Annotated in this window: 27 protein-coding genes and 1 tRNA gene; 10 read left to right on the forward strand and 18 right to left on the reverse strand. The window is 69.0% G+C overall.

Annotation, left to right across the window (positions count from 1 at the left end; all coding sequences use genetic code 11):
- Positions 1 to 130: 130 nt before the first annotated feature.
- Positions 131 to 1,810 (forward strand): LCP family protein, encoded by a 1,680-nt coding sequence (locus DMP23_RS09035; protein WP_443111253.1) that lies wholly within the window; start codon positions 131 to 133, stop codon positions 1,808 to 1,810.
- Between the two features lie 124 nt (positions 1,811 to 1,934).
- Positions 1,935 to 2,516 carry a helix-turn-helix domain-containing protein gene (locus DMP23_RS09040; protein ID WP_134734339.1) on the forward strand — a complete coding sequence of 194 codons (582 nt, stop codon included), beginning with the start codon at positions 1,935 to 1,937 and terminating at the stop codon, positions 2,514 to 2,516.
- A 302-nt stretch (positions 2,517 to 2,818) separates the two neighbouring features.
- Here DMP23_RS09040 and DMP23_RS09045 read toward each other — a convergent pair whose 3' ends face one another.
- Entirely contained in the window at positions 2,819 to 4,279 is a 1,461-nt protein-coding gene (locus tag DMP23_RS09045) for a flavin-containing monooxygenase (protein ID WP_337820755.1), read from the reverse strand.
- A gap of 71 nt (positions 4,280 to 4,350) precedes the next feature.
- On the opposite strand from DMP23_RS09045, the gene DMP23_RS09050 reads away from it, so the two are divergent.
- Together DMP23_RS09050 and DMP23_RS09055 are read left to right on the forward strand one after the other, a co-directional pair.
- Positions 4,351 to 4,950 (forward strand): TetR/AcrR family transcriptional regulator, encoded by a 600-nt coding sequence (locus DMP23_RS09050; RefSeq protein WP_037815230.1) that lies wholly within the window; start codon positions 4,351 to 4,353, stop codon positions 4,948 to 4,950.
- 220 nt (positions 4,951 to 5,170) lie between these two features.
- On the forward strand, positions 5,171 to 5,668 hold the full coding sequence (locus DMP23_RS09055; protein WP_238604515.1) for a hypothetical protein: 498 nt from the start codon (positions 5,171 to 5,173) through the stop codon (positions 5,666 to 5,668).
- A 693-nt stretch (positions 5,669 to 6,361) separates the two neighbouring features.
- Here DMP23_RS09055 and DMP23_RS09060 read toward each other — a convergent pair.
- Positions 6,362 to 6,583: a DUF3618 domain-containing protein gene (locus DMP23_RS09060; RefSeq protein ID WP_037358573.1), complete on the reverse strand. Its 222-nt coding sequence runs from the start codon at positions 6,581 to 6,583 to the stop codon at positions 6,362 to 6,364.
- 124 nt (positions 6,584 to 6,707) lie between these two features.
- Here DMP23_RS09060 and DMP23_RS09065 point away from each other — a divergent pair.
- A tRNA-Leu gene (locus DMP23_RS09065) sits at positions 6,708 to 6,781 on the forward strand.
- Positions 6,782 to 6,803: 22 nt separating this feature from the next.
- On the opposite strand, the gene DMP23_RS09070 is transcribed toward DMP23_RS09065, so the two are convergent.
- The 6 genes from DMP23_RS09070 to DMP23_RS09095 all read right to left on the reverse strand — a co-directional run bounded on the left by DMP23_RS09070 (position 6,804) and on the right by DMP23_RS09095 (position 11,226).
- Positions 6,804 to 7,373, reverse strand: a complete 570-nt coding sequence (locus DMP23_RS09070) for a hypothetical protein (protein WP_337820756.1) — start codon at positions 7,371 to 7,373, stop codon at positions 6,804 to 6,806.
- Between the two features lie 158 nt (positions 7,374 to 7,531).
- Complete coding sequence (locus tag DMP23_RS09075) at positions 7,532 to 7,897, reverse strand: MerR family transcriptional regulator (RefSeq protein WP_337820757.1); 366 nt, start codon at positions 7,895 to 7,897, stop codon at positions 7,532 to 7,534.
- 17 nt (positions 7,898 to 7,914) lie between these two features.
- On the reverse strand, positions 7,915 to 8,664 hold the full coding sequence (locus DMP23_RS09080) for an SDR family NAD(P)-dependent oxidoreductase (RefSeq protein WP_337820758.1): 750 nt from the start codon (positions 8,662 to 8,664) through the stop codon (positions 7,915 to 7,917).
- Between the two features lie 44 nt (positions 8,665 to 8,708).
- On the reverse strand, positions 8,709 to 9,299 hold the full coding sequence (locus DMP23_RS09085) for a dihydrofolate reductase family protein (RefSeq protein WP_337820759.1): 591 nt from the start codon (positions 9,297 to 9,299) through the stop codon (positions 8,709 to 8,711).
- The gene (locus tag DMP23_RS09090) at positions 9,296 to 10,105 is read right to left on the reverse strand and encodes a metalloregulator ArsR/SmtB family transcription factor (protein WP_337820760.1); all 810 of its coding nucleotides are present in this window, start codon (positions 10,103 to 10,105) and stop codon (positions 9,296 to 9,298) included. The genes DMP23_RS09085 and DMP23_RS09090 overlap by 4 nt, the downstream gene beginning before the upstream one ends.
- Before the next feature lie 56 nt (positions 10,106 to 10,161).
- The gene (locus DMP23_RS09095) at positions 10,162 to 11,226 is read right to left on the reverse strand and encodes an FAD-dependent oxidoreductase (protein ID WP_337820761.1); all 1,065 of its coding nucleotides are present in this window, start codon (positions 11,224 to 11,226) and stop codon (positions 10,162 to 10,164) included.
- A 75-nt stretch (positions 11,227 to 11,301) separates the two neighbouring features.
- Between DMP23_RS09095 and DMP23_RS09100 the strand changes: the two genes are divergently transcribed.
- On the forward strand, positions 11,302 to 11,901 hold the full coding sequence (locus DMP23_RS09100; protein WP_337820762.1) for a TetR/AcrR family transcriptional regulator: 600 nt from the start codon (positions 11,302 to 11,304) through the stop codon (positions 11,899 to 11,901).
- Here the strand turns inward: DMP23_RS09100 and DMP23_RS09105 are convergent.
- Positions 11,888 to 12,787 carry an MBL fold metallo-hydrolase gene (locus DMP23_RS09105; RefSeq protein WP_337820763.1) on the reverse strand — a complete coding sequence of 300 codons (900 nt, stop codon included), beginning with the start codon at positions 12,785 to 12,787 and terminating at the stop codon, positions 11,888 to 11,890. The genes DMP23_RS09100 and DMP23_RS09105 overlap by 14 nt on opposite strands.
- Positions 12,788 to 12,904: 117 nt before the next feature.
- Here DMP23_RS09105 and DMP23_RS09110 point away from each other — a divergent pair, with 117 nt between their 5' ends.
- From DMP23_RS09110 to bcp, 4 genes are all read left to right on the forward strand, one after another.
- A complete protein-coding gene (locus DMP23_RS09110) occupies positions 12,905 to 13,780 on the forward strand; it encodes a LysR family transcriptional regulator (protein ID WP_337820764.1) in 876 nt (291 codons plus the stop codon).
- Positions 13,781 to 13,811: 31 nt separating this feature from the next.
- Positions 13,812 to 13,994, forward strand: coding sequence for a hypothetical protein (locus DMP23_RS09115; RefSeq protein ID WP_037358542.1), 183 nt, complete (start codon positions 13,812 to 13,814; stop codon positions 13,992 to 13,994).
- Positions 13,995 to 14,191: 197 nt separating this feature from the next.
- Complete coding sequence (locus DMP23_RS09120) at positions 14,192 to 14,731, forward strand: hypothetical protein (protein ID WP_037815248.1); 540 nt, start codon at positions 14,192 to 14,194, stop codon at positions 14,729 to 14,731.
- Between the two features lie 15 nt (positions 14,732 to 14,746).
- Complete coding sequence (gene bcp / locus DMP23_RS09125; RefSeq protein ID WP_037815250.1) at positions 14,747 to 15,223, forward strand: thioredoxin-dependent thiol peroxidase; 477 nt, start codon at positions 14,747 to 14,749, stop codon at positions 15,221 to 15,223.
- A 50-nt stretch (positions 15,224 to 15,273) separates the two neighbouring features.
- On the opposite strand, the gene DMP23_RS09130 is transcribed toward bcp, so the two are convergent.
- The 9 genes from DMP23_RS09130 to DMP23_RS09170 all read right to left on the reverse strand — a co-directional run bounded on the left by DMP23_RS09130 (position 15,274) and on the right by DMP23_RS09170 (position 22,983).
- Positions 15,274 to 15,852 (reverse strand): dihydrofolate reductase family protein, encoded by a 579-nt coding sequence (locus DMP23_RS09130; RefSeq protein WP_337820765.1) that lies wholly within the window; start codon positions 15,850 to 15,852, stop codon positions 15,274 to 15,276.
- A gap of 66 nt (positions 15,853 to 15,918) precedes the next feature.
- Positions 15,919 to 16,734 carry a helix-turn-helix domain-containing protein gene (locus DMP23_RS09135; protein ID WP_337824376.1) on the reverse strand — a complete coding sequence of 272 codons (816 nt, stop codon included), beginning with the start codon at positions 16,732 to 16,734 and terminating at the stop codon, positions 15,919 to 15,921.
- Positions 16,735 to 16,785: 51 nt separating this feature from the next.
- A complete protein-coding gene (locus DMP23_RS09140; RefSeq protein ID WP_337820766.1) occupies positions 16,786 to 18,531 on the reverse strand; it encodes a sensor histidine kinase in 1,746 nt (581 codons plus the stop codon).
- Positions 18,521 to 19,210 carry a response regulator transcription factor gene (locus tag DMP23_RS09145; RefSeq protein ID WP_043827855.1) on the reverse strand — a complete coding sequence of 230 codons (690 nt, stop codon included), beginning with the start codon at positions 19,208 to 19,210 and terminating at the stop codon, positions 18,521 to 18,523. The genes DMP23_RS09140 and DMP23_RS09145 overlap by 11 nt, the downstream gene beginning before the upstream one ends.
- 66 nt (positions 19,211 to 19,276) lie before the next feature.
- Complete coding sequence (gene rdgB, locus DMP23_RS09150) at positions 19,277 to 19,885, reverse strand: RdgB/HAM1 family non-canonical purine NTP pyrophosphatase (protein ID WP_337820767.1); 609 nt, start codon at positions 19,883 to 19,885, stop codon at positions 19,277 to 19,279.
- Positions 19,882 to 20,658 carry a ribonuclease PH gene (gene rph / locus DMP23_RS09155; protein WP_037815257.1) on the reverse strand — a complete coding sequence of 259 codons (777 nt, stop codon included), beginning with the start codon at positions 20,656 to 20,658 and terminating at the stop codon, positions 19,882 to 19,884. The genes rdgB and rph overlap by 4 nt, the downstream gene beginning before the upstream one ends.
- Positions 20,659 to 20,695: 37 nt before the next feature.
- Positions 20,696 to 21,463 carry an MBL fold metallo-hydrolase gene (locus DMP23_RS09160; RefSeq protein WP_337820768.1) on the reverse strand — a complete coding sequence of 256 codons (768 nt, stop codon included), beginning with the start codon at positions 21,461 to 21,463 and terminating at the stop codon, positions 20,696 to 20,698.
- A gap of 36 nt (positions 21,464 to 21,499) precedes the next feature.
- A complete protein-coding gene (gene murI / locus DMP23_RS09165; protein WP_037815260.1) occupies positions 21,500 to 22,300 on the reverse strand; it encodes a glutamate racemase in 801 nt (266 codons plus the stop codon).
- Positions 22,297 to 22,983 carry a rhomboid family intramembrane serine protease gene (locus tag DMP23_RS09170; RefSeq protein ID WP_043827852.1) on the reverse strand — a complete coding sequence of 229 codons (687 nt, stop codon included), beginning with the start codon at positions 22,981 to 22,983 and terminating at the stop codon, positions 22,297 to 22,299. Before DMP23_RS09170 ends, murI begins: the two co-directional genes overlap by 4 nt.
- Positions 22,984 to 22,996 lie beyond the last annotated feature (13 nt).

A 22,996-nucleotide genomic window follows, 5' to 3' on the forward strand; every position in this document is an offset into this window, starting at 1 on the left:
GCTTCGGATACCGGACCATAGGTGGTGCGCACCACACCGCACGGGGGAGGTGCGAATCCGTCGCAACCCCCGCCCGGCACCATGCGTCTCCAGAAGCGGACGACCAGAACGACGAGAAGGAGCCGGCCCCGTGGACTACCCGCCTCGGAACGGGCAAGGCGATCGCCGCCCCGCCCGCTCGTGGCAGGACCAGCCCGGCCGGGGACCGGCGCGGCGGCCCGGGCCACCGCCCCGCTCGCGACGCGAACCGCAGGCCGGCGGACCGCCCCGGCGTCCCGGACCGCCCCCGCGCCGTCCGTACCGGGGCGCCCGCCGCGGCGGCCTGCGCGGGGCGAAAATCGCTCTGACCGTGGTGTCGCTGCTGGTCATGGGGCTCACCGGATACGCGTGGGCGTCGCTGCAGGGGCTGGTCAACGGGCTGAACTACTCCGACGTGATCGGCGACGGCGCGGGCGGCGACAAGCCCGCCGACGGCGCCCGCGACATCCTCCTGGTCGGCCTCGACAGCCGCACCGACGCGCAAGGCAACCCGCTCTCCCCGGAACTGCTCGCCCAGCTGCGCGCGGGCGAATCGGACGGCGAGCTGAACACCGACACGCTGATCCTGGTCCACATCCCGAACGACGGCAGCAAGGCCGTCGCGCTCTCGCTGCCGCGCGACTCGTACGTCGACATCCCCGGCTACGGCAAGCACAAGATCAACTCGGCGTACGCGAGGGCGATGCTGCAGGCGCGCAAGGACCTGCAGGCCCAGGGCGTCACCGATCCGAAGGAACTCGACGTCAAGGCCAACCAGGCCGGGGCGCGGCTGCTGATCTCGACGATCCAGGAGCTGACCGGGTCCACGATCGACAACTACGCGGCGATCAACCTGCTCGGCTTCAGCGACATCACGAAGGCGATCGGCGGCGTGGACGTCTGCCTGAAGGACAACGTCGACGACGACTTCTCCGGCGCGAAGTTCACCAAGGGCCAGCACACCATCTCCGGGGTGGAGGCGCTGGAGTTCGTCCGGCAGCGGCACGGGCTGCCGCGCGGCGACCTCGACCGCGTGGTGCGCCAGCAGGTGTTCATGGCCGGCATGGCGCGCAAGATCCTCTCCGCGGGAACGCTGACCGATCCGGGCAAGCTCAACGCTCTGGTCGACGCCATCAAGAAGTCCGTGGTGCTGAACCAGAACTGGGACATCTTCAACTTCGCCCAGCAGATGAAGGGCCTCACCGGCGGGCAGCTGGAGTTCCGCACCATCCCGGTCGACAACGTCGAGTACCGCACGCCGAACGACGGCGTCGCGGTGAAGGTCGACCCGGAGAAGGTGAAGGCGTTCGTGCAGGGCCTCACCGGTCCGCAGGCCGGAGCCGACGGCGCGCCGGCGCAGCAACAGCAGAAGCCGGACCCGTCGCACAAGGACACGACGGTCGACGTGCGCAACGCCTCGGACCGCACCGGTCTCGCGGCAAGCGTGTCCAAGCAGCTGGTGGACAAGGGCTTCACCGCGGGCGACACGGACAACGCGTCCTCGCGCAAGACGACTGTGATCTGGGTCCCCAGCGGCGGCGAGGCGGCCGGGCAGGCGGTCGCGGACGCGCTCGGCACCAAGGCGACGGTGCAGGAAGACAAGAGCGTGCCCAAGGGCCACGTGAAGGTGTACCTCGGTTCGGACTACCAGCCCGCCGACGGTGCTTCGAGCGGAACCGGTGCGGCGCAAGCGCCTCCGGCGCAGCAGCAGGCCGCGCCGCCGTCGACGCCCACCGGTCCGGGGAGCGACGACCAGCCGATCACCGCCGACGGCGTGCCCTGCGTCAACTGACGCGTTGCTCCATTCGGGGCAAGTAGAAATTTCTCCCGAAACCCGCGTAATGAGCGGCCGCTTCGGCACTTTCACCATCGGGACGCAAGCCCGCGTCCGCGAAGTTGGTTGAGGGGCAGGGGCCGTGATCGACGCTGAGCACTACCAGCGAGTGCTGGGAGACGAGCTGCGCAAGCTCAGGCGTGGCCGGGGATGGACGCGCAAAGAGCTGAACGCGCATCTGCAGAGCGAAATCTCGCTGCAGACACTGGCGACGTATGAACTGGGCACCCGGCAGTGTTCCGTGGTGCGCCTGGTCGAACTGTGCGTGGCGATGGACGAGCTTCCGCAGGATTTGCTGGCGAAGGTGCACAGCCGGGTCTTCACCGAGGAACCGGGCCGGGTCCGCGTGGACCTGCGCCGGGTCGTCGCCGAGGCGGGTCCGGAGCTGGCTCCGTTGCGGCGCTGGGCCGAAGGACGGTTGCGGCAGAGCGGAGTCGCGATGCCCGCCCGCGCGGGAGCCGCCGCCGGCGCTTCCGTTCCCGGACCCGGATCTCCTGCCGCGCCAAGCCCTTCCGCTCCCGCGGCGTCCGGCCCGCCCGCGCCGGCGAGCGCCTCGGCCGACGAGGTGTCGTTCGACTTCGCCGCGCTGGAGCGGATGGCCGAACTGTGCGGTCTTCCGACGGCCGAGCTGGTTTCGCACCTGCGCAAGCTCGCTCCCGCCTGACCACAGGCCACGAGGGGGACCTTCGCGACTCCTCCCCTGCCGCGAACGTCCCCCTCGTACTCTTCCTTTTCCTTTTCCTTCTCCGCTCGACGACAACGCTGCCCGCGCACGGCCAGCGTCCACTGTGGAGCGCCGCTCCGCGCTGAACGCTGCCCTGAAACTACGAGGGGAGCTTTCGCGACTCCTCCCCTGCCGCGAAAGCTTCCCCTCGTACCCGTAGTCCACTGTGGACTGCCGCAGAGACCACGAGGGGGACCTTCGCGGCTCCATCCCCCGCCGCGAAAGTCCCCTTCGTGCCACCCTCAGCCGAGCAGTTCGTAGTCGTCCCGCCGGACGGTCCGGGTGTCGAGCCAGTACCGCCAGGTGAAGCCCGGCCACAGCGTCCGGTTCACGCCCTTCGCGTCGAGATACCAGCTCTTGCAGCCGCCCTGGGTCCAGATGCCCTTTTCGAGCTTGTTCTGCACCTGCGCGTTGAACCGCTCCTGCACGTCCTCGCGCGGGTCCAGCGCCCGGTCGCCGGCGAGCCGCAACGCTTGCGCGATATAGGAAATCTGCGCCTCGATCATGAAGACGACCGAGTTGTGGCCGAGTCCGGTGTTCGGCCCGAGGAGGAAGAACAGGTTCGGGAAGCCGTTGACGGTGATCCCGAGATGCGTCCGCATCCCTTCGCTCGCCCACTCCTTCGCGAGATTGCGCCCGTCGCGGCCGACGATCTCCAGGCTGTCGAACGCGTCGGTCACGTGGAATCCGGTGCCGTAGACGATCGCGTCCACCTCGTGCTCGACGCCCGCCTGGTCGACGATGCTGTGCTCGCGCACTTCGGCGACGCCGTCGGTGACCACGTCGACGTTGTCGCGGGCCAGCGCCGGGTAGTAGTCGTTCGAGATGAGCACGCGCTTGCAGCCCATGGTGTAGTCCGGGGTCAGTTTGGCGCGCAGCTCCGGATCCGACACCGCGCGGTCGATGTTGCTCTTCGCGAGCCGCTGCCCGACCTTCATGATCCACGGCTGGCCGTTGAAGCCGATCGCGCGCGCTTCCAGGGTCCAGTAAAGGAAATTCCGGTACAGCCGCTGCACCGGCGGCACCGCGCGGAACAGCCCGCGCAGCCAGCCCGGCATGTCGCGGTCGGCCTTCGGCATCACCCACGGCGGCGTGCGCTGGAACAGCGTCAGCTCGGCGACCTCCGGCGCGATCTTCGGCACGAACTGGACCGCACTGGCCCCGGTGCCGACCACGGCGACCCGCTTGCCAGTGAAGTCGAAGTCGTGCTCCCACTCGGCAGAGTGGAACGCGCGCCCCTGGAACCGCTCGATGCCCGGCAGGTCCGGGATCATCGGCCGGTGCAGCGCGCCGACGCCCGCGACCAGCGCCGGAGCCACGAACTCGTCTCCGCCGCGGGTGCTGACGTGCCAGCGGTTCTCCTCGGCGTCCCAGCGCGCGCCGGTCATCTCCTGCCCGAAGCGGATGAAGCGGCGCAGGTCGTACTTGTCCGCCACGCCGCGCATGTACTCGTAGATCTCCGGCTGCGGCGAGTAGGCGCGCGACCAGCCGGGGTTCTGCTCGAAGGAGAAGGAGTACATGTGCGACGGGATGTCGCACGCGCAACCGGGGTAGCTGTTGTCGCGCCAGGTTCCGCCGACGTCCTGGGCCTTCTCTAGCACCACGAAGTCGTCGCGGCCGTCCTTGCGCAGCTGAATCGCCATGCCGAGCCCGGAGAACCCGGTGCCGACCACGATCACGCCGGTCTCGGTGCGGTTGCCCATGCGTCCTCCCGTTAACTGTTACCCGAAGTCCAGCTTACTCGGAGTAGGTTACTGGCGGTAGAGTGTGCTCCATGACCACCGCCAAGCGCAAGCGCATGCCCCGAGCCGAGCGGGAACGGCAGATGATCGAGGTCGCCGAGCAGGTCTTCGGCGAGCGCGGCTACGCGATGGCGTCGATGGACGAGATCGCCGAGCTGGTCGGTGTGTCCAAGCCGATGCTGTACGAGTACTTCAACTCGAAAGAGGGCCTGCTGCTGGCGTGCATCCGGCAGTCTCGGTCGGCATTGCAAGAGGCCACCGAGCAGTCGATCGTCGGCGCGGACTCGGCACAGGAGGCGCTGCGGCGCGGCTTGCTGGCGTTCTTCGTCTTCATCCGCGAGCGCCGCCAGGCCTGGTCGCTGCTGCGACACGAGATGGCTCTTATCGGCACCCCCGCCGCGGACGAGATCGAGGAAACCCGCCGGCAGCAGACCGACCTGATCACCGCGTTGATGAGCGGTTATTTCGACAGCGAGGACACCCTGCGCGCCGAAGCCTCGGCCGAGTTCGTCGTCGGAGCCTGCGAGCGGCTCGCCATCTGGTGTGAGCGCTTCCCGGAGGTGACTCCCGAGAAGGCCACCGAGTACGCCATGGATTTGTTGTGGGCCGGGTTGTCACAGCGTGCGATCTAGCGTGCACGTGAAGATGACCGTGCATTAGGCCATTCGGTCGTCACTCAGCGCACATCTCGTCCCGTTACTTGTGACACAGAGTTTTCTTACGGTATCGATGACACGGTAGAAAGACACACTGAGTGTCGCGCCAGCGGCCGGCAAGCAGGAATCGCGTCATGAGTTTGCGGTGGCCGGGTCTCGACCTGTGACGCATGCTGATGACGAGAGGGGTGAGGCAGTGGTGGAAACGATCACGGCGACGTACAAGCACGACAACGACGACTGGACGATCACCGTCAGCGGCCGCGGCAAGGAGCTGACCGGCAAGGCGCCGGGCATCATCGCCGCCCGCGACCGGGCCGACCAGCTCGTGGAGAAGCTCGCCCCGAACGAGCGACCCACGGTCGTGCACCTGCTGAACGGCAACGCACTGGAGTTCACCAGCGCGTACATGGCCGCCCGCCTGACGCTGCCGGACATCGAACCGCTGGAAATCCCGCCGTCGGGCGGCGCCAAGGCGGCGAAGGACGCTACTGCGGCTTCCGAGCCCGAGGCTCCCGCTGCTCCCGCGGCCGCGTCGGCGTCGGCGTCCGCGGAGAAGGACAAGGCCGCCAAGCCAGCGCTGCCGCCGAGCAAGCAACTCCCGAAAGAGGTCGAAGACCGCAAGCCGGACGAAGCGAGCCGCCCCGGTGTGACAGCGGGCGCGTCGGCCACGCCTCCGGTCGCACGCGCCTGATCCCGCAGTAGTTCTTCGTTCAGCTCGCGTTCTCGCGGGCTGGTTTGCCTACGTTCCACTCGGGTCTTCGCAACCGGTTTGCCTGGTTGTTCAGCTCGGGTTTCCGCAGGTCGGTTCGCCTGGGCGTCCCACAGGACCGGCTTGCCTGCGCGTACAGCTAGGTTCTCGCGGGCCGGTTCGCCCGCTCGCGCAGCTCTTTCACAGGCTGATCTGCCTGCTCGTTCAACTCTTTCGCAGACTGGTCCGCCTGCGCGTTCAGCTCCCGCGTCGCGGCCGGGTCTGCCAGCGCGTTCAGGCCACGTTTGCGCGGCCTGGTTTTGCCTGCACGCACCCCTGTTTCGCCCTCGCCTCAGGGCCCCTTGAGCGCCGGTACCTTGCCGCCGAGCGGGATCACCCGTTCACACCCGCAAACAATTGGCCACGCCCAGCACACCGGCGAAAAAACCACCGCGTCACCCCAGCGGGGTAGCCCGATTCGGCGAACGTGATGCCCCCGACCGACCCAGGTGAGGGACCACCAAACAGGTGACCCCTGGTTCAGTGGCACTTCTCACGAAGTTCACCGGGCGTAGCGATCACCGCTGTCCATCCGCCATCCAGGGCGGAAACAGCCAGTATTCGGCGACCCGTCCGCGCGCGACCGAAGCAGCACCCGGCGTAACCGGAGGCGTGCCTGTCAGCGACGCGAACCCGTCAGCGGAACAGCTTCCGCACCAGCAGCACGGCCACCAGCACGCCAGCCCCGATCAGCGGGTACTTGACCTTCGGGTTGTCGAGCTTCGCGCGCACGCCGTCCTTCGCCTGCTCGGCGAGTTTCTGCGGATTGGCTTTCGTGCCCAGCTGGTCGAGGGTCGCCGCCAAAGCGGTCCTCGCCTGCTCGATCTCACGCTCGATGGTCTCGGGGTCGCGAGCCACGTGCCCTCCTCGCCGCAGTCGGACTGTAGGCGGTCCACGGTAGAGGACAACCCCCGCGAGACGACGACTGGCCACGCCGAGCGAACCCGAACGTGGCGCGCGCTACGATCACACCTGGTTCCTGGGGGCCGTAGCCCAATTGGCAGAGGCACACGGTTTAGGTCCGTGCCAGTGAGAGTTCGAGTCTCTCCGGCCCCACCCTCAAGCGCTGGCCAGCACATCACTTCGCGCGTGGGTCCGGCTCCGGAGGAGCCGACCCGATCCGCTTCCATCGGCCGCCCGCCAGATCCTCGTAGGCGATCTCTATCCGGCTCGCCGACGAGCAGTAGTGCGCGATCGCTGTGTCGCCGAGATCCTTTCTGGCGAGCCGCCACTCGACGTGCCACGGCTCGCCAGGAAGCAGTACCGGGCAGTCCGTGTTCGCGTCCGCCTTCAACGGCGGCCGCGACGGTGGCCCACTGCTGTGTACTGCCACGATCCGGACGTTCACCATCGGCTCGGTGCCGGAATGCCGCACCAAGATCGGCGGCAACTCGCCCTCCAGCCGACCCGCTGCCCACTCCGCCTTGACGTAATACGCCTGGATCCGCGAACGCTCCGCTTCGCGTGCTCGCTCGTGCCGGGACTCGGCACCGGCCAGCCAGAGGGCCGCGACGACAGCGGCAAGTGCTCCCGCTCCGCCCACCCACTGCCCGAGCCCGGCCCAATCGGCCGAACCGAGCAGCGGTCGCAGTGACGCCACGATGAGGACGACAGAGGCCGCGATCAGCAGCCAAGGCCAGCGCCTCATCCGTGGCTGTCGATCTTGCCGGAGCCATCGGCCAGCAGCGGTACGGCAACCACTGTGCAGTCGGGAACCAGGATCAACGGGCGCTCCCTTTTCGTAGGTACGTCCGCTAGTCGCCGGAACAGCCGCGAGCGTTGCGCTCCCCTGCCATTACTCGCGCATCACTCGCAACCAACCTCGCCCCGCGCAGCAGTTGCTCGCGACGACAGTCTCTCCCGTGCCCGGCTCAGCGCCGCGATCCGTTCATCCAAAACAGCCAACCGCCTATCCACCAGCGCTACCGCGCTCGAGGACAACCTCCGAGAGGGCAAGTCTCCCTGCAGGCATGAGCCCAACGGCCGGATGTCTTCCATCGTCAGGCCGGAATCGAGCAGGTAGCGGATGTTCGCCACCCGCTCGATCGCGGACTCGTCGTAGTGCCGGTAACCGTTGTGGGAGCGGGCCGCGGTCAGCAGGCCCTGCTCCTCGTAGAACCTCAGCGCCCTGGTCGTCACGCCGGTGGCTTTCGCCAGCTCTCCGATCCGCACGACCCGAGCGTACGCCGCTAAGCGATCACTGCGCCGCCGTCGACGGGGATTACCGCGCCGGTGATGTAGTCGGCGCCGGGGCTCGCGAGCTCGACGATCCAATGCGCGACTTCTTCCGGCCGGGCGAGGCGGCGCAGTGGCACCATTTCGCGCAGGGTTTCGTGCTGTGCTTGGGCTTCTTCGGCGGTCAGGCCCTCGCGGGCGTAGATCTCCGTGGCGACCGGGCCGGGGGCGACCGCGGTGACGCGGATGCCTCGCGGGGCGAGTTGCACTGCCCAGCTTCGGGTCAGCGACTCCAGTGCGGCTTTCGTCGCCGCGTAGAACTCCCGGCCTGCCATCGGCCAGCCGCGTTGGCCGATCGCGGTCGTCACGTTGACCACCGCGCTCAGGTGCGGCATCGCGGCTTGCACGAGGTAAACCGGCGCGAGCAGGTTCGTCGCCACTATTCCGTCGAACGCTCCGGGCTTGATTTCGCCCAGCGCGGCCGGTTCGACGATGCCGGCGTTGTTCACCAGCACGTCGAGCCGGCCGAATTCGGCAAGTGCCGCAGCGACAATCTCCTCCGCCGCACCCGGCGAGGTGATGTCGGCGGCGAACGGGCGGATCCGCGGGAAGCCCTCCGCGGTTTCGGCGAGCCGTTCCGCGGTGCGGCCCACGACGAGGACGTCCGCGCCTCGCCGGGCGAACTCGCGTGCGGTGACCTGTCCGATGCCCGTTCCGCCGCCGGTGACGATCACGGCCTTGCCGGCAAACTGTCCTTCACTCATGAAATCGACGCTAAACATTGCCGTATGCGTGAAGGTCAAGCCGCTCAGCGCACGCGGTCGTAAACCAGGGCCACTTCGCCGAGGTCGCCGGTCTCCTGGTGCGCGACTGTCCACTTGGTACCCGGCAGGCCGTCGTCGAACAGGCGCGGGCCGCCGCCGGCGATCTGCGGGCAGATGGTCAGGTACAGCCGGTCGACCAGGTCCTCGGCCAGCAGCGCCTTGATCACGCTGACGCTGCTGTTGACCAGGATGTCGCCCTCGCCGTCGGCCTTGAGCGAGGCGACGACCTCGGCGGCGGGCGCGTTCACGACGCGCGTGCGCTCCCACGGCGACTCGGTGAGCGTGCTCGACAGGACCACCTTTTCCGTGTCCACCAACCATTTCGCGTAACCGCGGTCGCGCGGGTCGGCGTTCTCGTCGGCGGCGACGGTCGGCCAGAAGCCGAGGAAGCCTTCCGCGTTGCGGCGGCCGAGCAGCGCGGTCGTCGCGTTCTCCCAGATGCGGGACATCTGGTTGCGGGCGGTTTCGGTGGTGACGTACGGGATGATCGCGCTCATGTCGCCGGGGCCTTCCGGACCGTGGTAGCGGCCGTCGAGGGTCAGGGCGAGGTTGGCGGTGACGCGACGCTCGGTCATGACTGGATGTCCTTTCGGGTGATGACTTCGGTGAGGTGGTCGAGGACCTGTCCCCAGCCGGTTTCGATTCCGGCGATAGCGGACACGGCCTCGACCGTCGTTGCGCTGATCTCCAGACCCAGCCGCAGCCGGGTGCCGCCGTTCGCCGCGGGGGCGAGGGCGAGGTCGTAGTGGCCGCTGAACGCGACGGCTCCGGCCGCGTCCAGCACCGACAGGTCGAACTCGAGCCGCTCGGTTTCGCGAGCGGTCCGGACCTGCCCTTCCGAGCGGTAAGTGCCTTCGGCGTCGCGGTAGGCGAGAACGACGCGCCCGCCCGGCTCCGGTTCGAGGACACACTCGGTGACAGTCAGGGACGGCGGGACCCACCACGACGCCAGCAGCCCGGCGTCCGTCCAGTACCGCCAGACCGTTTCCGGCGGCACCGGCAGCACGCGTTCGAAGGAGAACGCGCGGCCGTCGGCCCAGCGATCCCGGTTCGCGGCCGCGGTGTCGGCCTCGATCGCGGCGCGGTAGCGGTCGAGCACGTCGCGCTCCCCCGCATGCGCCTCGATCGTCACGGCCAGCTTCTGGAGCTGGTCCGCGAACTCCCGCAGCGGAACCGCTTCGGCCGCGTAGACCCGCCGTTGCCCGAGCGGGGCCATGGTGACCAGGCCGGCGCGGGCGAGGGTCTGCAGGTGCTTGGTCGTCTGCGGCTGCCGCAGCCCGGTCAGCTCAGCCAGCTCGCCGACCGACCGTGGCCGCTCCGCGAGCAGTGCGACCAGCTGCCACCTGGTGGTGTCTGCGAGTGCTGAGGCGATCCCGTCCATGCACTGAAGTATTCACTACGTCGAATATTCGTGTCAAGGAATTCTTTTGGCCAGTCTCAGCCGGGCAGCAGCCGGGCGGCGAGGTTGCGGGCCGCCAGCGCCCGTTTCGTGCGCGGGACCAGCACCGATGCCGCCGTCCCGACCCCGCGCTGCTTGGGCTTCACGCGCGCTCGATGGGTCGCCTCGTAGCGCGCGAACGCCTCGGCGGGGGTGCCGTCAGCGAGCGCCGCGGCGAGGGTGTGCGCCCCGACGATCGCGAGGCTGGACCCGTCGCCGAGCAGCGAGACGCACGAGGCGGCATCGCCGACCAGCGCGACCCGGCCGCGGTGCCACGTCGGCGGGTCGACGACGGCGACCGCGTCGAAGAACACGTCGTCGGCGGCTTCGAAGCGGGCCACCAGCTCCGGGACTCGCCAGCCGAGCCCGCGATAAGCCGAGGACACGATTTCCTTGCCCTGTCCGGGATCCGGCGCGCGGAAGATGAACGCGACCCCGGAATTCCCCCGCACCGGATGGATCGCCACGAGCCTGCCCGGGCTGTTCAGCAGGACCACGTCCTCCGGGTAGTCCGACGGCTCGCCGAGCGACACCGTCCCGACGTACAGCCCCGCGTGCCGGACGAACTTCTCCTCAGCGCCGAACACCAGCCGCCGCACCGCCGAGTGCACGCCATCCGCGCCGATCACCAGGTCAAACCGGCGCGGAGCAGCGTGTTCGAAGGTGACGTCGACCCCGCCGTCGTCCTGCTGCAACGCGGTGATGGTGTCTCCGAAGAGAATCTCCGCGTCGTCGCGCGCCGATTCGTACAGCGCGGAGGCGAGGTCGGCTCGCGGGACCTCGATCTCCTTGCGCACCGCCATCCGCACCGTGGTCACCGAACGCCCGCGCGCGTTGAGCACTCGCAGCCGCTTCGCGTGCGTCGCGACCTCTCGCAACCGCGGCACGACACCCATCGCGTCGGCCACCTCCATCGCGCCCGCGCGGACGTCCACCGGGTTGCCGCTGCTGCGCTGACCAGCCGCCCGTTCCACCACCGTCGGCCGGAAACCGTTGCGCGCCAACCAAAAGGCGAGCGTCGAACCGGCGATCCCGGCACCGCACACGAGCACGTCACGAGTCATGCACCCCAAGATAACCGCACTCAGTGCAAATTTGCAATGAGTGCTGATTTGCATTCGGTGCCGTATGCTCGCGCCATGTCGCTCCGCGAACGCAAGCGCGCCCGCACCCGCCAGGCCCTGATCGACGCGGCCACGGATCTTTTCGAACGCAACGGCTACGACGAGACGACGATCGCCGACATCGCCGCCGCCGCCGAGATCGGCGCGCGCACTTTCTTCAGCTACTTCGCCAGCAAGGAAGAACTGCTGTTCCCCGACGCCGAGAGCCGGGTGCAGGCGTTGCTCGAGGCCCTCTCGAACCGCGCCCCGGACGACCGGCCGATCGACCTGCTGGTCCGCGTCCTCGCCGACGGCGGCGAGGTCAGCGACGACATCATCGGCAAGCTGACCCCGTTGCGGATGCGGCTGCTCCAAACCGTGCCCGCCGTGCAGGGCCGGGCGCTGCAAATCCAGTTCAACGCCGAGCGGCGGATCGCCGGAATCCTCGCCGAAGCCTTCCCCGACGAGCTCGACGACCTCACCGCTCGCACGTTGACCGGAGCGTTCGCCGGTGCGGTGCGCGGAGCGTCGCAGGCGATGCTGGACCGCGCCGACGAACTGACCCCCGAACAGCGCGCCGAGGCGACCCGGCAGGCCATCGTGACGACCCTCGGGCCGCTGCTCAAGCGTGACTGACGTGCTCCGCGCACAGGCACGCCACCGCGGTGTCGATCCACTCGCGGCCTTCCCATTCCGGATGCCGCTTGATCAGCTCCTCCCGCACTTCCGCGACCACGGTCGCCTCGTCCATCCCGGAATCGCGGCGGCGCCAGGTCTCGTCGCGCAGCAGTTCGAGGTAGACCCGTAGGTCGTCGAGCAGTTCCGGACCGCTGATGTCCCCGTGGCCGGGCACGACGATGTCCGGACGCTGCTGCGAAAGCTTCCGCATGACCTCGATCCAGCGGATCCCGGACACGTCGGTGTCGTGCGGCGGGAACCACGGGAAGATCGCGAACTGGCCGGTCTCGGCGAGGTCGCCGGTGAACAGGACTCCCGCGTCCGGGACCGTGACGACCTGGTCGCCCTTGCTGTGCGCGCGACCGGTGGCGCGCAGGTGCACGACGCGGCCGCCGAGGTCGAGGTCGTGCGACGAGTCGTAGACGACGTCCGGGGCCGGCAGTTCGACCCCCTCCAGCTGCCGCGCGACCGGCTCCCCCAGCCCGCTGAACATCCGCAGGTAGCCGGGGCCTTTCGCGGCGAGGTCGGTCGCCTGCGCGCGGTTGACCAGATAGGTCGCGGCTCCGGCGAAGGTCTGCGCGCCGAACGCGTGCTCGGGGTGGAAATGCGTGGTGGTCAAGTAAATCCGGCGGCCGCGCGCGTACTCGGTCGCGAACTTCAGCACGGTTTCCGCGTTGCGCGGCCCCATGCCGGTCTCGACGACGAGCACGGAATGCGTCCCGCGGATGACGCCGACGTTCGGCACCAGCTGCACGCCCTGGTTCGGGACCACGACGAGGTCGCGGGCGAGTTCGCGCACCTGGGAGGTCTGCACGACGGGATCGGGATACGGGTAGTCGGCCATCGCCGGGGGCTCCTCGGAAAGCGCGGGATCAGGGACCGTTCCAGTCCAGCGCCGCGCCCGCGCGGTGTCCAAGACCGATCCGCTTTTTCCGATACCGCAAGGGTATTGTCGCTGGTTGTGGATCTCCGTTCGCTCCGGTACTTCGTCGCGGTCGCCGAGGAACGCCACTTCGGCCGGGCGGCGGCGCGGCTGCACATGACCCAGCCGCCGCTGAGCCGCGCGATCAAACAGCTCGAAACCGACCTCGGCGCGATCCTGCTGGAGCGTTCGCCGTCCGGGGTCGCGCTCACCGCCGCCGGGACCGCGCTCTACGACGAGGCCCGCACCCTGCTGGCGGGAGCCGACCAGGTCCGCGCGCGGGTCGCCGCCGCGGCCGGACCGGGAACGCTCACGCTCGGCACCCTCGCCGACAGCTCGGAACCGGTCGGGATCCGGCTCGCCGGCGAGTTCCGCGAACGGCATCCGGGCGTGCGGATCAGCGTCCGCGAGGCCGATCTCACCGACCCGACCACCGGCCTGCGCGCCGGGCTCGTGGACGTCGCGCTCACCCGGATTCCGTTCGACACCACCGGAATCCGCACGCGCGTACTGCGCTCCGACCCGATGGGCGTCGTGCTGCGCGCGGACGATCCGCTGGCCGGACGCGCCGAGGTGCGCCGGGAGGAGCTCGCCGACCGGGCGTGGTTCCGGTTTCCCGACGGCACCGACCCGCAGTGGCAGGCGTTCTGGAGCGGCGGCGGCACCGGCGGCCCGGTCGTGCGGACAGTGCACGAATGCCTGCAAGCCGTGCTGTGGAACGGAACCGTCGGGTTGGCCCCGCTCGCGCACTCGTTTCCCGAGGGCGTCACGACGGTCCCGCTGGCCGGCTGCCCGCCGAGCCGGCTCGTGGTCGCCTGGCGCGAGGACTCCGCGCCGCCGCTGGTCCGCTCGTTCGTCGAACTCGCCGTGCGCATCGCCGGGCTCGACGGCCGCGAAACCCCCGCGAACCCGTAGGCTGGGCCCGGACATCGGGGAGGTGTGGGCCGTGCCGGAACGCAATCCGCTGCGGATCCTGCGCAAATGCGCGGACTGGTTCGAAAACCGCGGCGTGTACATCCCCGGCGAGGAAAGCCGCGCGGTCGACCCGGTGCGCGACTTCGGCTGGCTCATGGTCGCCTGGGGCGCGGGGGTCGCGGTGTTCATCCTGTTGTTCGCGTTCGCGGTCTGAATCCCGACCTCCGGCCGTTGACATCGGGGTGACGACTGTCACCCGGTGTGCTCTTTCGATCACGGATCGGCCACGGGTGTACACCAGGTCCGCGTCTTCCGCACCGTGGCGGCATTAGTGCCGCCAGAGTGGAGCGGGTCCGCCCGGCAACTACGCCGAACGGCACACCGCCCCACCCCGACTGGAGTACCCCCGCGATGGCGCCCCCGCGCACCCCGAAGCTGTTGTTGACCGCCTGCCTGCTGTTCTCCGTGGCAGCCTGCGGCGGCGTCAACGCTCGGGAAGGCTCCGCCGCGATGGGCGTAGGCAACCCGGCGGCGCAGCCCGCGGCCGCGCAAGCCTCCGGCGACCTGCAGTTCGGCGCCAACCACCGCTTCGCCAGCGGGATCACGGTCTCGCTGTCGGCCCCGCAGTCCTTCCAGCCGAGCCCGGCGGCGTATCCGCGCAGCGCCCGCGCGGCGGCGTTCTACATCCAGGTCACGAACAACGGCACCGACCCGTACCGCGTTTCCGCGCTCTCGGTCACCGCGACGGTCGCCGGGAAGCCGGCGAAGCAGGTCGTGGACGCCACGCAGGGGCTCGGCGGCGTTTCCGACGCGGGCAAGGACCTGATGCCGGGCCGGTCTACGCAGGTCACGCTGGCTTTCGCGGTGCCGGCGGAGAGTGCGCGGATGGCCGTGCAGGTGCGGCCGAGCACGGGCGAGCCCGCCGTCGTCACGTATTGCGGAGACGCCTGAATTACTCTCGTCCCCATGACCGACCAGCGACTTGCCGTGGGCGACGAAGCGCCCGGATTCACCCTGCCGGACAGCACCGGCAAGAACGTCTCGCTCAGCGACTTCCGAGGCCAGGCCGTGGTGGTGTACTTCTACCCGGCCGCGAGCACGCCGGGATGCACCAAGCAGGCTTGCGATTTCCGGGACAACCTCGCGGAACTGAACGACGCGGGGTACCAGGTGCTGGGGATTTCGCCGGACAAGCCGGAGAAGCTGGCCAAATTCGCCGAGGCGGAGAAGCTGACGTTCCCGCTGCTGTCCGATGTGGACAAGGAAGTGCTGTCCGCGTGGGGAGCGTTCGGGGAGAAGAAGAATTACGGGCGGATCGTGCAGGGCGTGATCCGGTCCACGTTCATCGTGGACGCGGAGGGGAAGATCGCCAAGGCCGCCTACAACGTGCGGGCGACCGGGCACGTGGCGAAGTTGATCCGGGATCTGGGGATCTCCGCCTGAATGAGTTCCCGAAGCGCGGAGAGGCCGGGCTGGCCTCTCCGCGCGATCGGTCAGCGACGCACTGGATAGCGCAGGTGAAGCACCCGGTCGCCCTGGACCACCTCGGGGTTCTCCAGCAGGTGCTGTGCGTTGACTGAGCCGAAGTAGCGTTTGCCTGATCCGAAAACCACCGGCACCACGTCCATGCGCACCTCGTCAACCAGGCCCGCGGCTAATGCCTGGCCGCCGACGTCGCCTGCGGCGATCTCCACGATGCGGTCGCCTGCCAGCTCTTGTGCTTTGGCCACGGCTGCCTTGACGCCGTCGACGAAGCGGAACGGTGCCGTGGGGTCCCAGCCTTCGGGTGCTGGGCGGTGGGTCACGACGACCACGTGGTCGATTCCGCTCGGCGGTTTTCCGTCCCAGCCGTCGGTCAGGTCGAAGACATGGCGGCCCGCGACGGTCACGCCGATCTGGTCCCAGTACGCACGGGTGTAGTCGTACGAGGCCTGCGATACCTTCAGCACGCCGCTCTCGTCCAGCGGGACGTCGCCGCTGGTCAGCCAGTCGAACAGCGGACCGGGCTGGTCGTTTTCATCGGCGATGAAGCCGTCCGCCGACACCGAGCTGTACATGACGACCTTGCCCACGGGGGTTCTCCTCTGCCTCAGGTGGCCCCAAATTAGCGGGTCGCGCGCGGTCGCTCTTGTAAGAAATCAATCGGCGGGCAGCGGCCAGCCGTCCAAGGTGTGGCCGGGATGTTCGCGCAGGAACCGCCGCCGGACTTCGAGGTACCGGGTCGGCGTGAACCCGGTGAAATCGCGGAACTCGTGACCGAAGTGGGCTTGGTCGAAGTAGCCCGCGCGACCGGCCAGGTCGCCCCAGTCGACCGGCCCTGCCGGATCGATCGCGAACACGGCGGCGGTGAAGCGGTGCGTGCGGGCCAGCCGTTTCGGGGTGACGCCGACGAGTGCCTTGAACCGCTGTGCCAGGTGGGTGCTGCTGACCCCGGCTGCCTCGGTCAGGCCGCCGATCGCCACCGCGCCGCGAGTGGCCGCGATGATGCTGCTCATCTGGCGGACCAGGCCCAACCCCGTGGTTTCGGTCAGCCGTCGCATCAGCTCGGCTTCGAGGAGCGCCAGCATTTCGTGCGGGCCGGTCGCCGTGGCGAGGCGGTCTCGCAGTTCGGCGATGGCGGGTCGGCCCCAGACCTGTTCAATCGTCACCGGCCGGTCGCACAGTTCGGCGGCGGGCATCGGCAGGAAGGGCGCCAGCCCCCACGGTTTGAAGTGCACGCCGACGGAGCGGGTCCCGGGCGGATAGCCGAATTCGTAGGCGCGGGTGGGCATGGTGATCACGCAGCCGTCGGCGTACTCGGCTGTCTCGAGACCGGTGCGGATCCGGAACGGTGCCCCGAGGTTGACGATGAACAGCGCCGACGGTGCCGGCGGCAGCGTCAGCCGGGCGTACGGCGGCGTGCCCGCCAGGTAGTAGATGTCGTCGATCAGGCCGTCCAGCGGCGGTCGCGGCACCTGGGACACGTACTCCACGCAGCCAGCATTGCCGAGAGCCGCCAGCCAGCGCTACTCGCGCGGGAATCGCAGGGTGAAGGTGGTGCCGCGCCCGGGCGTGCTCGCGGCGGTGACTTCGCCGCCGTGGGCTTCGGCTAATTTCCGGACGATCGCCAGGCCTAGCCCGCTGCCGCCGGACGCTCGGCTTCTGGAGGGATCCGCGCGCCAGAAACGATCGAAAACCCGGGGCAGATCTTCGGCGGCGATACCGGTTCCGGTATCGGTTACTTCGAAAATCGCGTCGTTTTCGGCTTGCCTCGCGGTGACGGTTACCGAGCCGCCGGGCGGGGTGTGGCGGATGGCGTTCGAGACCAGGTTGTCCAGGGCTTGGCGCAAGCGCACTGGATCCGCCGTGATGGCGGGGTTTTCCATGGGCGGGACCGAAAGACGGACGTCGGCGGATTCGGCGCGCGGCGCGTGCGCGGCGGCCAAGTGGGTCAGCAGGGTGTTGGCGTCGATGGGTTCGGGGTGCACGCGCAGCGCACCCGCGTCGGCCAGAGCCAGGTCTTGCAGGTCGTCCACGATGTGTTGCAAGTGGACGGCTTCTTCCAGCAGGGAGGCGACCAGGTCGTCGTCGAGCTGGCTGATGCCGTCTTGCGCCGCTTCCAGCCAGCCTCGGATCGTGGACAGCGGAGTGCGCAGTTCGTGCGCGACGTCGCTGACCATCGCCTTGCGGGCGTTCTCCAGTTCTTCCCTCGCCCGCGCCATCTCGTTGAACGCGGTGGCCAGGCGGGCGATCTCGTCCTTGCCTTTGACGCGGACCCGGGCGCCCGTCTCGCCTGCTTTGAGGCGTTGGGCCGCGCCGGTCAACGCGCGGAGGGGGCGGATCAGGCGGATCGACGCCAGTGCGGTGACGATGACCGTCAGCAGCAGGATCGCGGCGGTGACGGCGATCAGTTTCGTGCGGTTTTCCGAGGAGAGGGTGAAGCCGGTCGGGGGCTGGTCGGTGCCCTTTTCGGTGATGTAGAGCCAGGCCGCGGGGGCGACGTAGGGGGTCAGCTGCTCTTTGCGGGCCGAGGTTACGCAGTTGGTGATGGTCTGGTCGGTGGTTTGGACGACGGGGCCGTCGAAGGTCCACAAGAGACCCAGTTTGGCTACCGGGATCGTGCTGTCGTTCCGGCCGAGGCAGGCGTCGATCAGGCCGGACAGCTTGTCCAGGGCGGCTCGCTCGGTCTCGGTGGGGCGTTCCAGGAGAGCGGTGCCGCATTGGGCGGTGCCCGCGGGCGCGATCACCCGGGGGTGGCCGCTCGGGGAGATTTCCAGGCTGCCCAGGCCGGTTCTGCGCTGAGTGCAGGACAGGACCTTGTCGGCGATTTCCTGCAGCTCTTCGCGTTCGTCGGCGGGGAGCCGGTAGGGGCCGACCGCGTCGGGGTCGATGCGGTCCGGGGTGGATTTGATGCCCAGCCGGGTGTCGACCGCCAAGGGGTCGATGACCGCGGACGGCTGCGGCGGGAGTTTGCCCGGGTTGTGTTCGGAACTGGCGATCAGCTTGCCCTGCGGGGTGGTCAGGACGATTTTGCGGCCGGTTTTCTCCGCGTAGTCGTTGATGGTCTTGGCCGCGCCGGACCACGTGGGATGGGTGGCCGCGTACGAGAGGAGGGCCTGGTAGATCGTGCCGTCGTCGGCGAAGAGCTGGCCCTGTTCCCGTTCGATGGCACCGGAAGTGGTCCGGGACGCCAGCCAGGCGGTGGCGGCGATGGCGCACACCGCGATCGCGGCGGTTACCGCGAAGAGGCGGAAGAGGAGGCTACGGGGCATCGGACTTCGCGGTCAGTTTGTAGCCGACGCCGTAAACCGTCAGGAGTTTCGCGGGTTTTCTCGGATTGGCTTCGATTTTCTTCCGGAGGTTCATGACGTGCACGTCAATGGCGCGCTGCGTGATGTAGCGGTCGAAGCCGTGCAGATGTTCCAGGAGTTGCGCCCTGGTGAAAACCTGGTCCGGCCGAGCGGCCATGATCTCCAGGATCCGGAATTCCCCCGGAGTCGTTTCGATCGGGTTTCCGCTTACCGCGACCTCGTGCCTTTCCTTGTCGACGGTCAGCGTGCCGACTTTGAGCGGACCGTCTTTCGCCGAGTTCGTTCTGCGGAGCAGGGTCCGGACCCGCGCCATGAGTTCGCGCGGGCTGTAGGGCTTGGTGACGTAATCGTCCGCGCCCAGGTCGAGGCCCTGGAGCAGGTCGTCCTCGGTCGAACGGGCCGTGAGCATGAGGATCGGCAGGTCGGAGGAGGCCCGGATGGTCCGGCAGACGGTCAGCCCGTTCATGCCGGGGAGCATGACGTCCAGGATCAGGAGATCGGGTTCCGCCGCGCGGATTTCCGCCAGTGCGGCCTCGCCGGTGGGCGCGACGATCACGGTGTGCTGCTCGTGTTCGAGGTAGCGGCGGACCAGTTCCGCTTGTTTCGGATCGTCTTCGGCAAGGACGATATGGGCGCACATGCTTGCCGAGACTAGCCCGAGTCCCATCCCGGAGCCACCAGCGCGGCTCCGGGACGGACCCGGCGGTTATGCGTCGGCCAGTTTCCGCAAGGCCGGCAGAAGTGCGCGCAACGCTTTCCCGCGGTGCGAAACGGCGTCTTTTTCCGCCGGGGCCAGTTCCGCGCTGGTTTTCGTTTCGTTTTCCGGCACGAAGATCGGGTCGTAGCCGAAACCGTTGGTCCCGCGCTTTTCCCTCGTCAGCGTGCCGCGCCAGTCGCCGCGGACGGCGGTGGTCTCGCCGGACGGAAGGGCCAGTACGGCGGCGCAGACGAAGGCCGCGCCCCGGCGCTCGTCCGGGGTGTCGGTCAGCTGCGCCAGCACCAGGTTCAGGTTCGCTTCGTCGTCGCCGTGCTTGCCGGACCAGCGGGCCGACAGGACGCCCGGCATGCCGTTCAGCGCGTCGACGGTGAGGCCCGAGTCGTCCGCGATGGCGGGCAATCCGGTGGCGGCCACGGCGTCGCGTGCTTTGGCCGCGGCGTTGCCTTCGAAGTCGGGGGCCGTTTCCGGGGCTTCCGGGAACTCCTCGACGTCATTCAGGCCGAGCACCTCGATGCCCTGGATGCCTTCCGCCTCCAGGATCCGGCGCAGCTCGCCCAGTTTCTTCGCGTTCCGGGTGGCCAGCAGCAGCTTGGTCACTTCTGGCCCTTCTTCTTGTCCGGCCGCGGTTCCGGCAGCTCGCCCGGGTACGGCAGTGCCAGCGCTTCGTTCTGCAGCCGGGTCAGTTCCGCGCAGCCGCCCAGCGCCAGGTCGAGCATGGTGTCCAAAGTGGACCGCGCGAAGGTGGCTCCCTCGCCGGTGCCCTGGACCTCGATGAGGGTTCCGGCGTCGGTGGCGACCACGTTCATGTCGACCTCGGCGCGCGAGTCCTCCTCGTACGGCAGGTCGAGGCGCACCCGGCCGTCCACGACGCCGACGCTCACCGCCGCCACCGAGGACGACAGCGGCTGCGGGTCGTTGAGCCGGTTCGCCGCGCCCAGCCAGGTGATCGCGTCCGCGAGGGCCACGTACCCGCCGGTGACCGCGGCGGTGCGGGTGCCGCCGTCCGCCTGGATCACGTCGCAGTCGATGACGATCGTGTTCTCGCCGAGCGCGGCCAGGTCGATGCACGCGCGCAGGGAGCGGCCGATCAGGCGGGAGATCTCGTGCGTCCGCCCGCCGATCCGGCCCTTGACCGCTTCGCGGTCGCTGCGGGTGTTGGTCGCGGACGGGAGCATCGCGTACTCCGCGGTCACCCAGCCGAGACCGGACCCGGCCCGCCAGCGCGGCACGCCCTCGGTCACGCTTGCCGCGCACAGCACCCTGGTGTTGCCGAACTCGACGAGCACCGACCCGGCAGGCCACTTCTGGAACCCGCGGGTGAGCTTCACTTCGCGGAGCTGGTCGTCGTTCCTGCCATCTTTTCTCACCACGGGGAGCACTCTAGGACGTACCTCTGACACTTTCCGATCAGAGGTCGTAGATCGCGCCCTGCGTCACCAGCTCGGCATCCGGGAACACCGCTCTGGCCTCGGCCAGGACGGCATTGCGGTCCGTCCACGGCGCGACGTGAGTCAGCAGCAAACGGCCGACACCGGCGTCCTTGGCCAGTTCACCTGCCTCTTTCCCGGAGAGGTGGACGCCTTTCGGACGGTCGGCGGCATCGGTCCAGGACGCTTCCGAAAGCAGGACATCGACACCGTCAGCCAGTTCACCAAGGCCGCGGCACAGTCCGGTGTCGCCGGTGTACGCGAGAATGGTGCCGCCGTACGCGATGCGTAGGCCAAATGCAGGCGTCGGGTGATACACGGCGACAGCGGTCACGTCGAAGGGACCGATCACGATCCGCTCTTCACGCAGCTCGTGGAACTCGTACACGTCCGACAGATCCACGGCGGCTCGTTCAGCCGCGTCGGCTGCGTACGCGTGCGCGAGGCGCGAAGGCGCGTCTGCTGGTGCGTACAGCGGCAACCGTCGCGGCCGCGCGGGGTACGGCGGCGCGGGGTGGTAGCGGCGAAGCACGGTGAGGGAGTTGACGTCGGCGCAGTGGTCGGCGTGCAGGTGCGACAGAACCAGCGCGTCCAGGTCGAACGGGTCCAGCACGGTCTGCAATTGGGCGAACGCGCCCGAGCCCAGCTCGAGACCGAGCCGGTAGCCCTCCGCCTCCAGGAGGTACCCGGACGCGGCGGCGTTCGGCCCGGGGATGCTGCCCGAACACCCGAGGATCGTCAGTCGCACCCCGTCACCCTAACTCCGCTGCGCGGTGCCGCAGCGTCACGCGCTGACCGGGTCCAGCGCACCCGGCGCGAAGCCCATGAACCGCTGCGCCAACCGGGCGAACGGCTCCGGCGAACCGGTGGCGAGGAACTCGTGCTTCGGCGGCTCGTCGCGTTCGGCGAGCAGGTCGAGTTCGGTCAGCACGCGGTAGAGGTCCTTGGCGGTTTCGTCGGCGCTCGAGACGAGCGTGACGTCCTGCCCCATCACGATCTGCAGCACGCCGGACAACAGCGGATAGTGCGTGCAGCCGAGGATGAGCGTGTCGACTTCGGCTTCGAGCAACGGCTGCAGATAACCCTGTGCCAGACCGAGGATCTGTCGGCCGGTAGTGATGCCGCGCTCCACGAAGTCCACGAAGCGCGGACAGGCGACGCTAGTGAGGCGTACATCGGGCGCGGCGGCGAAGGCGTCGTCGTACGCCCTCGAACGCACAGTGCCCTCCGTGCCAATCAGACCGACGCGTCCGCTGTGCGTGGCGACTGCGGCGCGGCGCGCGGCCGGAAGGACCACTTCGATGACAGGTACGTCGTAGCGTTCACGCGCGTCGCGAAGGCAAGCTGCAGACGCTGTGTTGCACGCGATCACCAATGCCTTCACACCGCTCTCGACCATGTCGTCGAGAGCGGCCAACGCGTACTCGCGAGCGGTGGCGATGGGCAACGGGCCGTACGGGTTGCGCGCGGTGTCGCCGACGTAGCGCAGCTGTTCGGCAGGCAGCAGTTCGAGAATCGAGCGTGCGACGGTGAGCCCGCCGACGCCGGAATCGAAAACACCGATGGGCGCGCCTGGAGAACTCACATCCCGAGGTTACCCGGGGCCGTCGGCTCGCTCTTCGGGGATTTGACGCGTTCCCCGCGTGAGGTCAGCCACGCGGCGAGGATGCCGGCCACCGCGCCGAAGAGGTGGCCCTGCCAGGAGATGCCGGGATTGCCGGGCAGCAGGCCCCAGAGCATCCCGCTCCAGATGCCGAGCAGCACGACGGCGACCGCGATCTGCGCGAGCGACCGGTGGAACAGACCGCGCACCAGCAGGTACGCGAGCCAGCCGAAGGCGAGCCCGGACGCGCCCACGGTGTAGGCGCCCGACGGTCCGACCAGCCACACGCCGAGCCCGGAAACCAGCCAGATGATCGCGGTGACCACGGCGAACCGGCCGATGCCCGCCGCCATCGCGAGGAACGAGAAGACCAGCACCGGCACCGTGTTGGAGAACAGGTGCGACCAGCCCGCGTGCAGCAGCGGCGCCCAGAGGATGCCGTCGAGACTGGACGCCTCCCGCGACAGGATCCCGCCGTGCGTGAACTCGCCGGGAAGGATCACGTCGAGCAGTTCCACGAGGTACAGCACCGCCACGAACCCCAGCGCGACGAACGCCGCGGCCTTGGGATGGGGCGGCAGGATGCGCTTCGCGGCGTCGACCGGCTTGCCGCTGCCAGCAGCGGGCGGCGGCGATGTCGGCGGGAGGGGAGGCAGTGTGCTCACGACCTCAGGCTAC

This window comes from Amycolatopsis sp. A1MSW2902 (genome assembly GCF_017312175.1).
Taxonomy (GTDB): Bacteria; Actinomycetota; Actinomycetes; order Mycobacteriales; family Pseudonocardiaceae; genus Amycolatopsis; species Amycolatopsis nivea.

Coding starts and splice junctions, on each gene's coding strand:
- DMP23_RS09045 (WP_337820755.1), bottom strand. CDS start 4,279: ATGGGCAACCGCACCGAGACCGGCGTGATCGTGGTCGGCACCGGGTTC.
- DMP23_RS09050 (WP_037815230.1), top strand. CDS start 4,351: ATGACCACCGCCAAGCGCAAGCGCATGCCCCGAGCCGAGCGGGAACGG.
- DMP23_RS09070 (WP_337820756.1), bottom strand. CDS start 7,373: ATGAGGCGCTGGCCTTGGCTGCTGATCGCGGCCTCTGTCGTCCTCATC.
- DMP23_RS09080 (WP_337820758.1), bottom strand. CDS start 8,664: ATGAGTGAAGGACAGTTTGCCGGCAAGGCCGTGATCGTCACCGGCGGC.
- DMP23_RS09085 (WP_337820759.1), bottom strand. CDS start 9,299: ATGACCGAGCGTCGCGTCACCGCCAACCTCGCCCTGACCCTCGACGGC.
- DMP23_RS09090 (WP_337820760.1), bottom strand. CDS start 10,105: ATGGACGGGATCGCCTCAGCACTCGCAGACACCACCAGGTGGCAGCTG.
- DMP23_RS09095 (WP_337820761.1), bottom strand. CDS start 11,226: ATGACTCGTGACGTGCTCGTGTGCGGTGCCGGGATCGCCGGTTCGACG.
- DMP23_RS09100 (WP_337820762.1), top strand. CDS start 11,302: ATGTCGCTCCGCGAACGCAAGCGCGCCCGCACCCGCCAGGCCCTGATC.
- DMP23_RS09105 (WP_337820763.1), bottom strand. CDS start 12,787: ATGGCCGACTACCCGTATCCCGATCCCGTCGTGCAGACCTCCCAGGTG.
- DMP23_RS09120 (WP_037815248.1), top strand. CDS start 14,192: ATGGCGCCCCCGCGCACCCCGAAGCTGTTGTTGACCGCCTGCCTGCTG.
- bcp (WP_037815250.1), top strand. CDS start 14,747: ATGACCGACCAGCGACTTGCCGTGGGCGACGAAGCGCCCGGATTCACC.
- DMP23_RS09140 (WP_337820766.1), bottom strand. CDS start 18,531: ATGCCCCGTAGCCTCCTCTTCCGCCTCTTCGCGGTAACCGCCGCGATC.
- DMP23_RS09145 (WP_043827855.1), bottom strand. CDS start 19,210: ATGTGCGCCCATATCGTCCTTGCCGAAGACGATCCGAAACAAGCGGAA.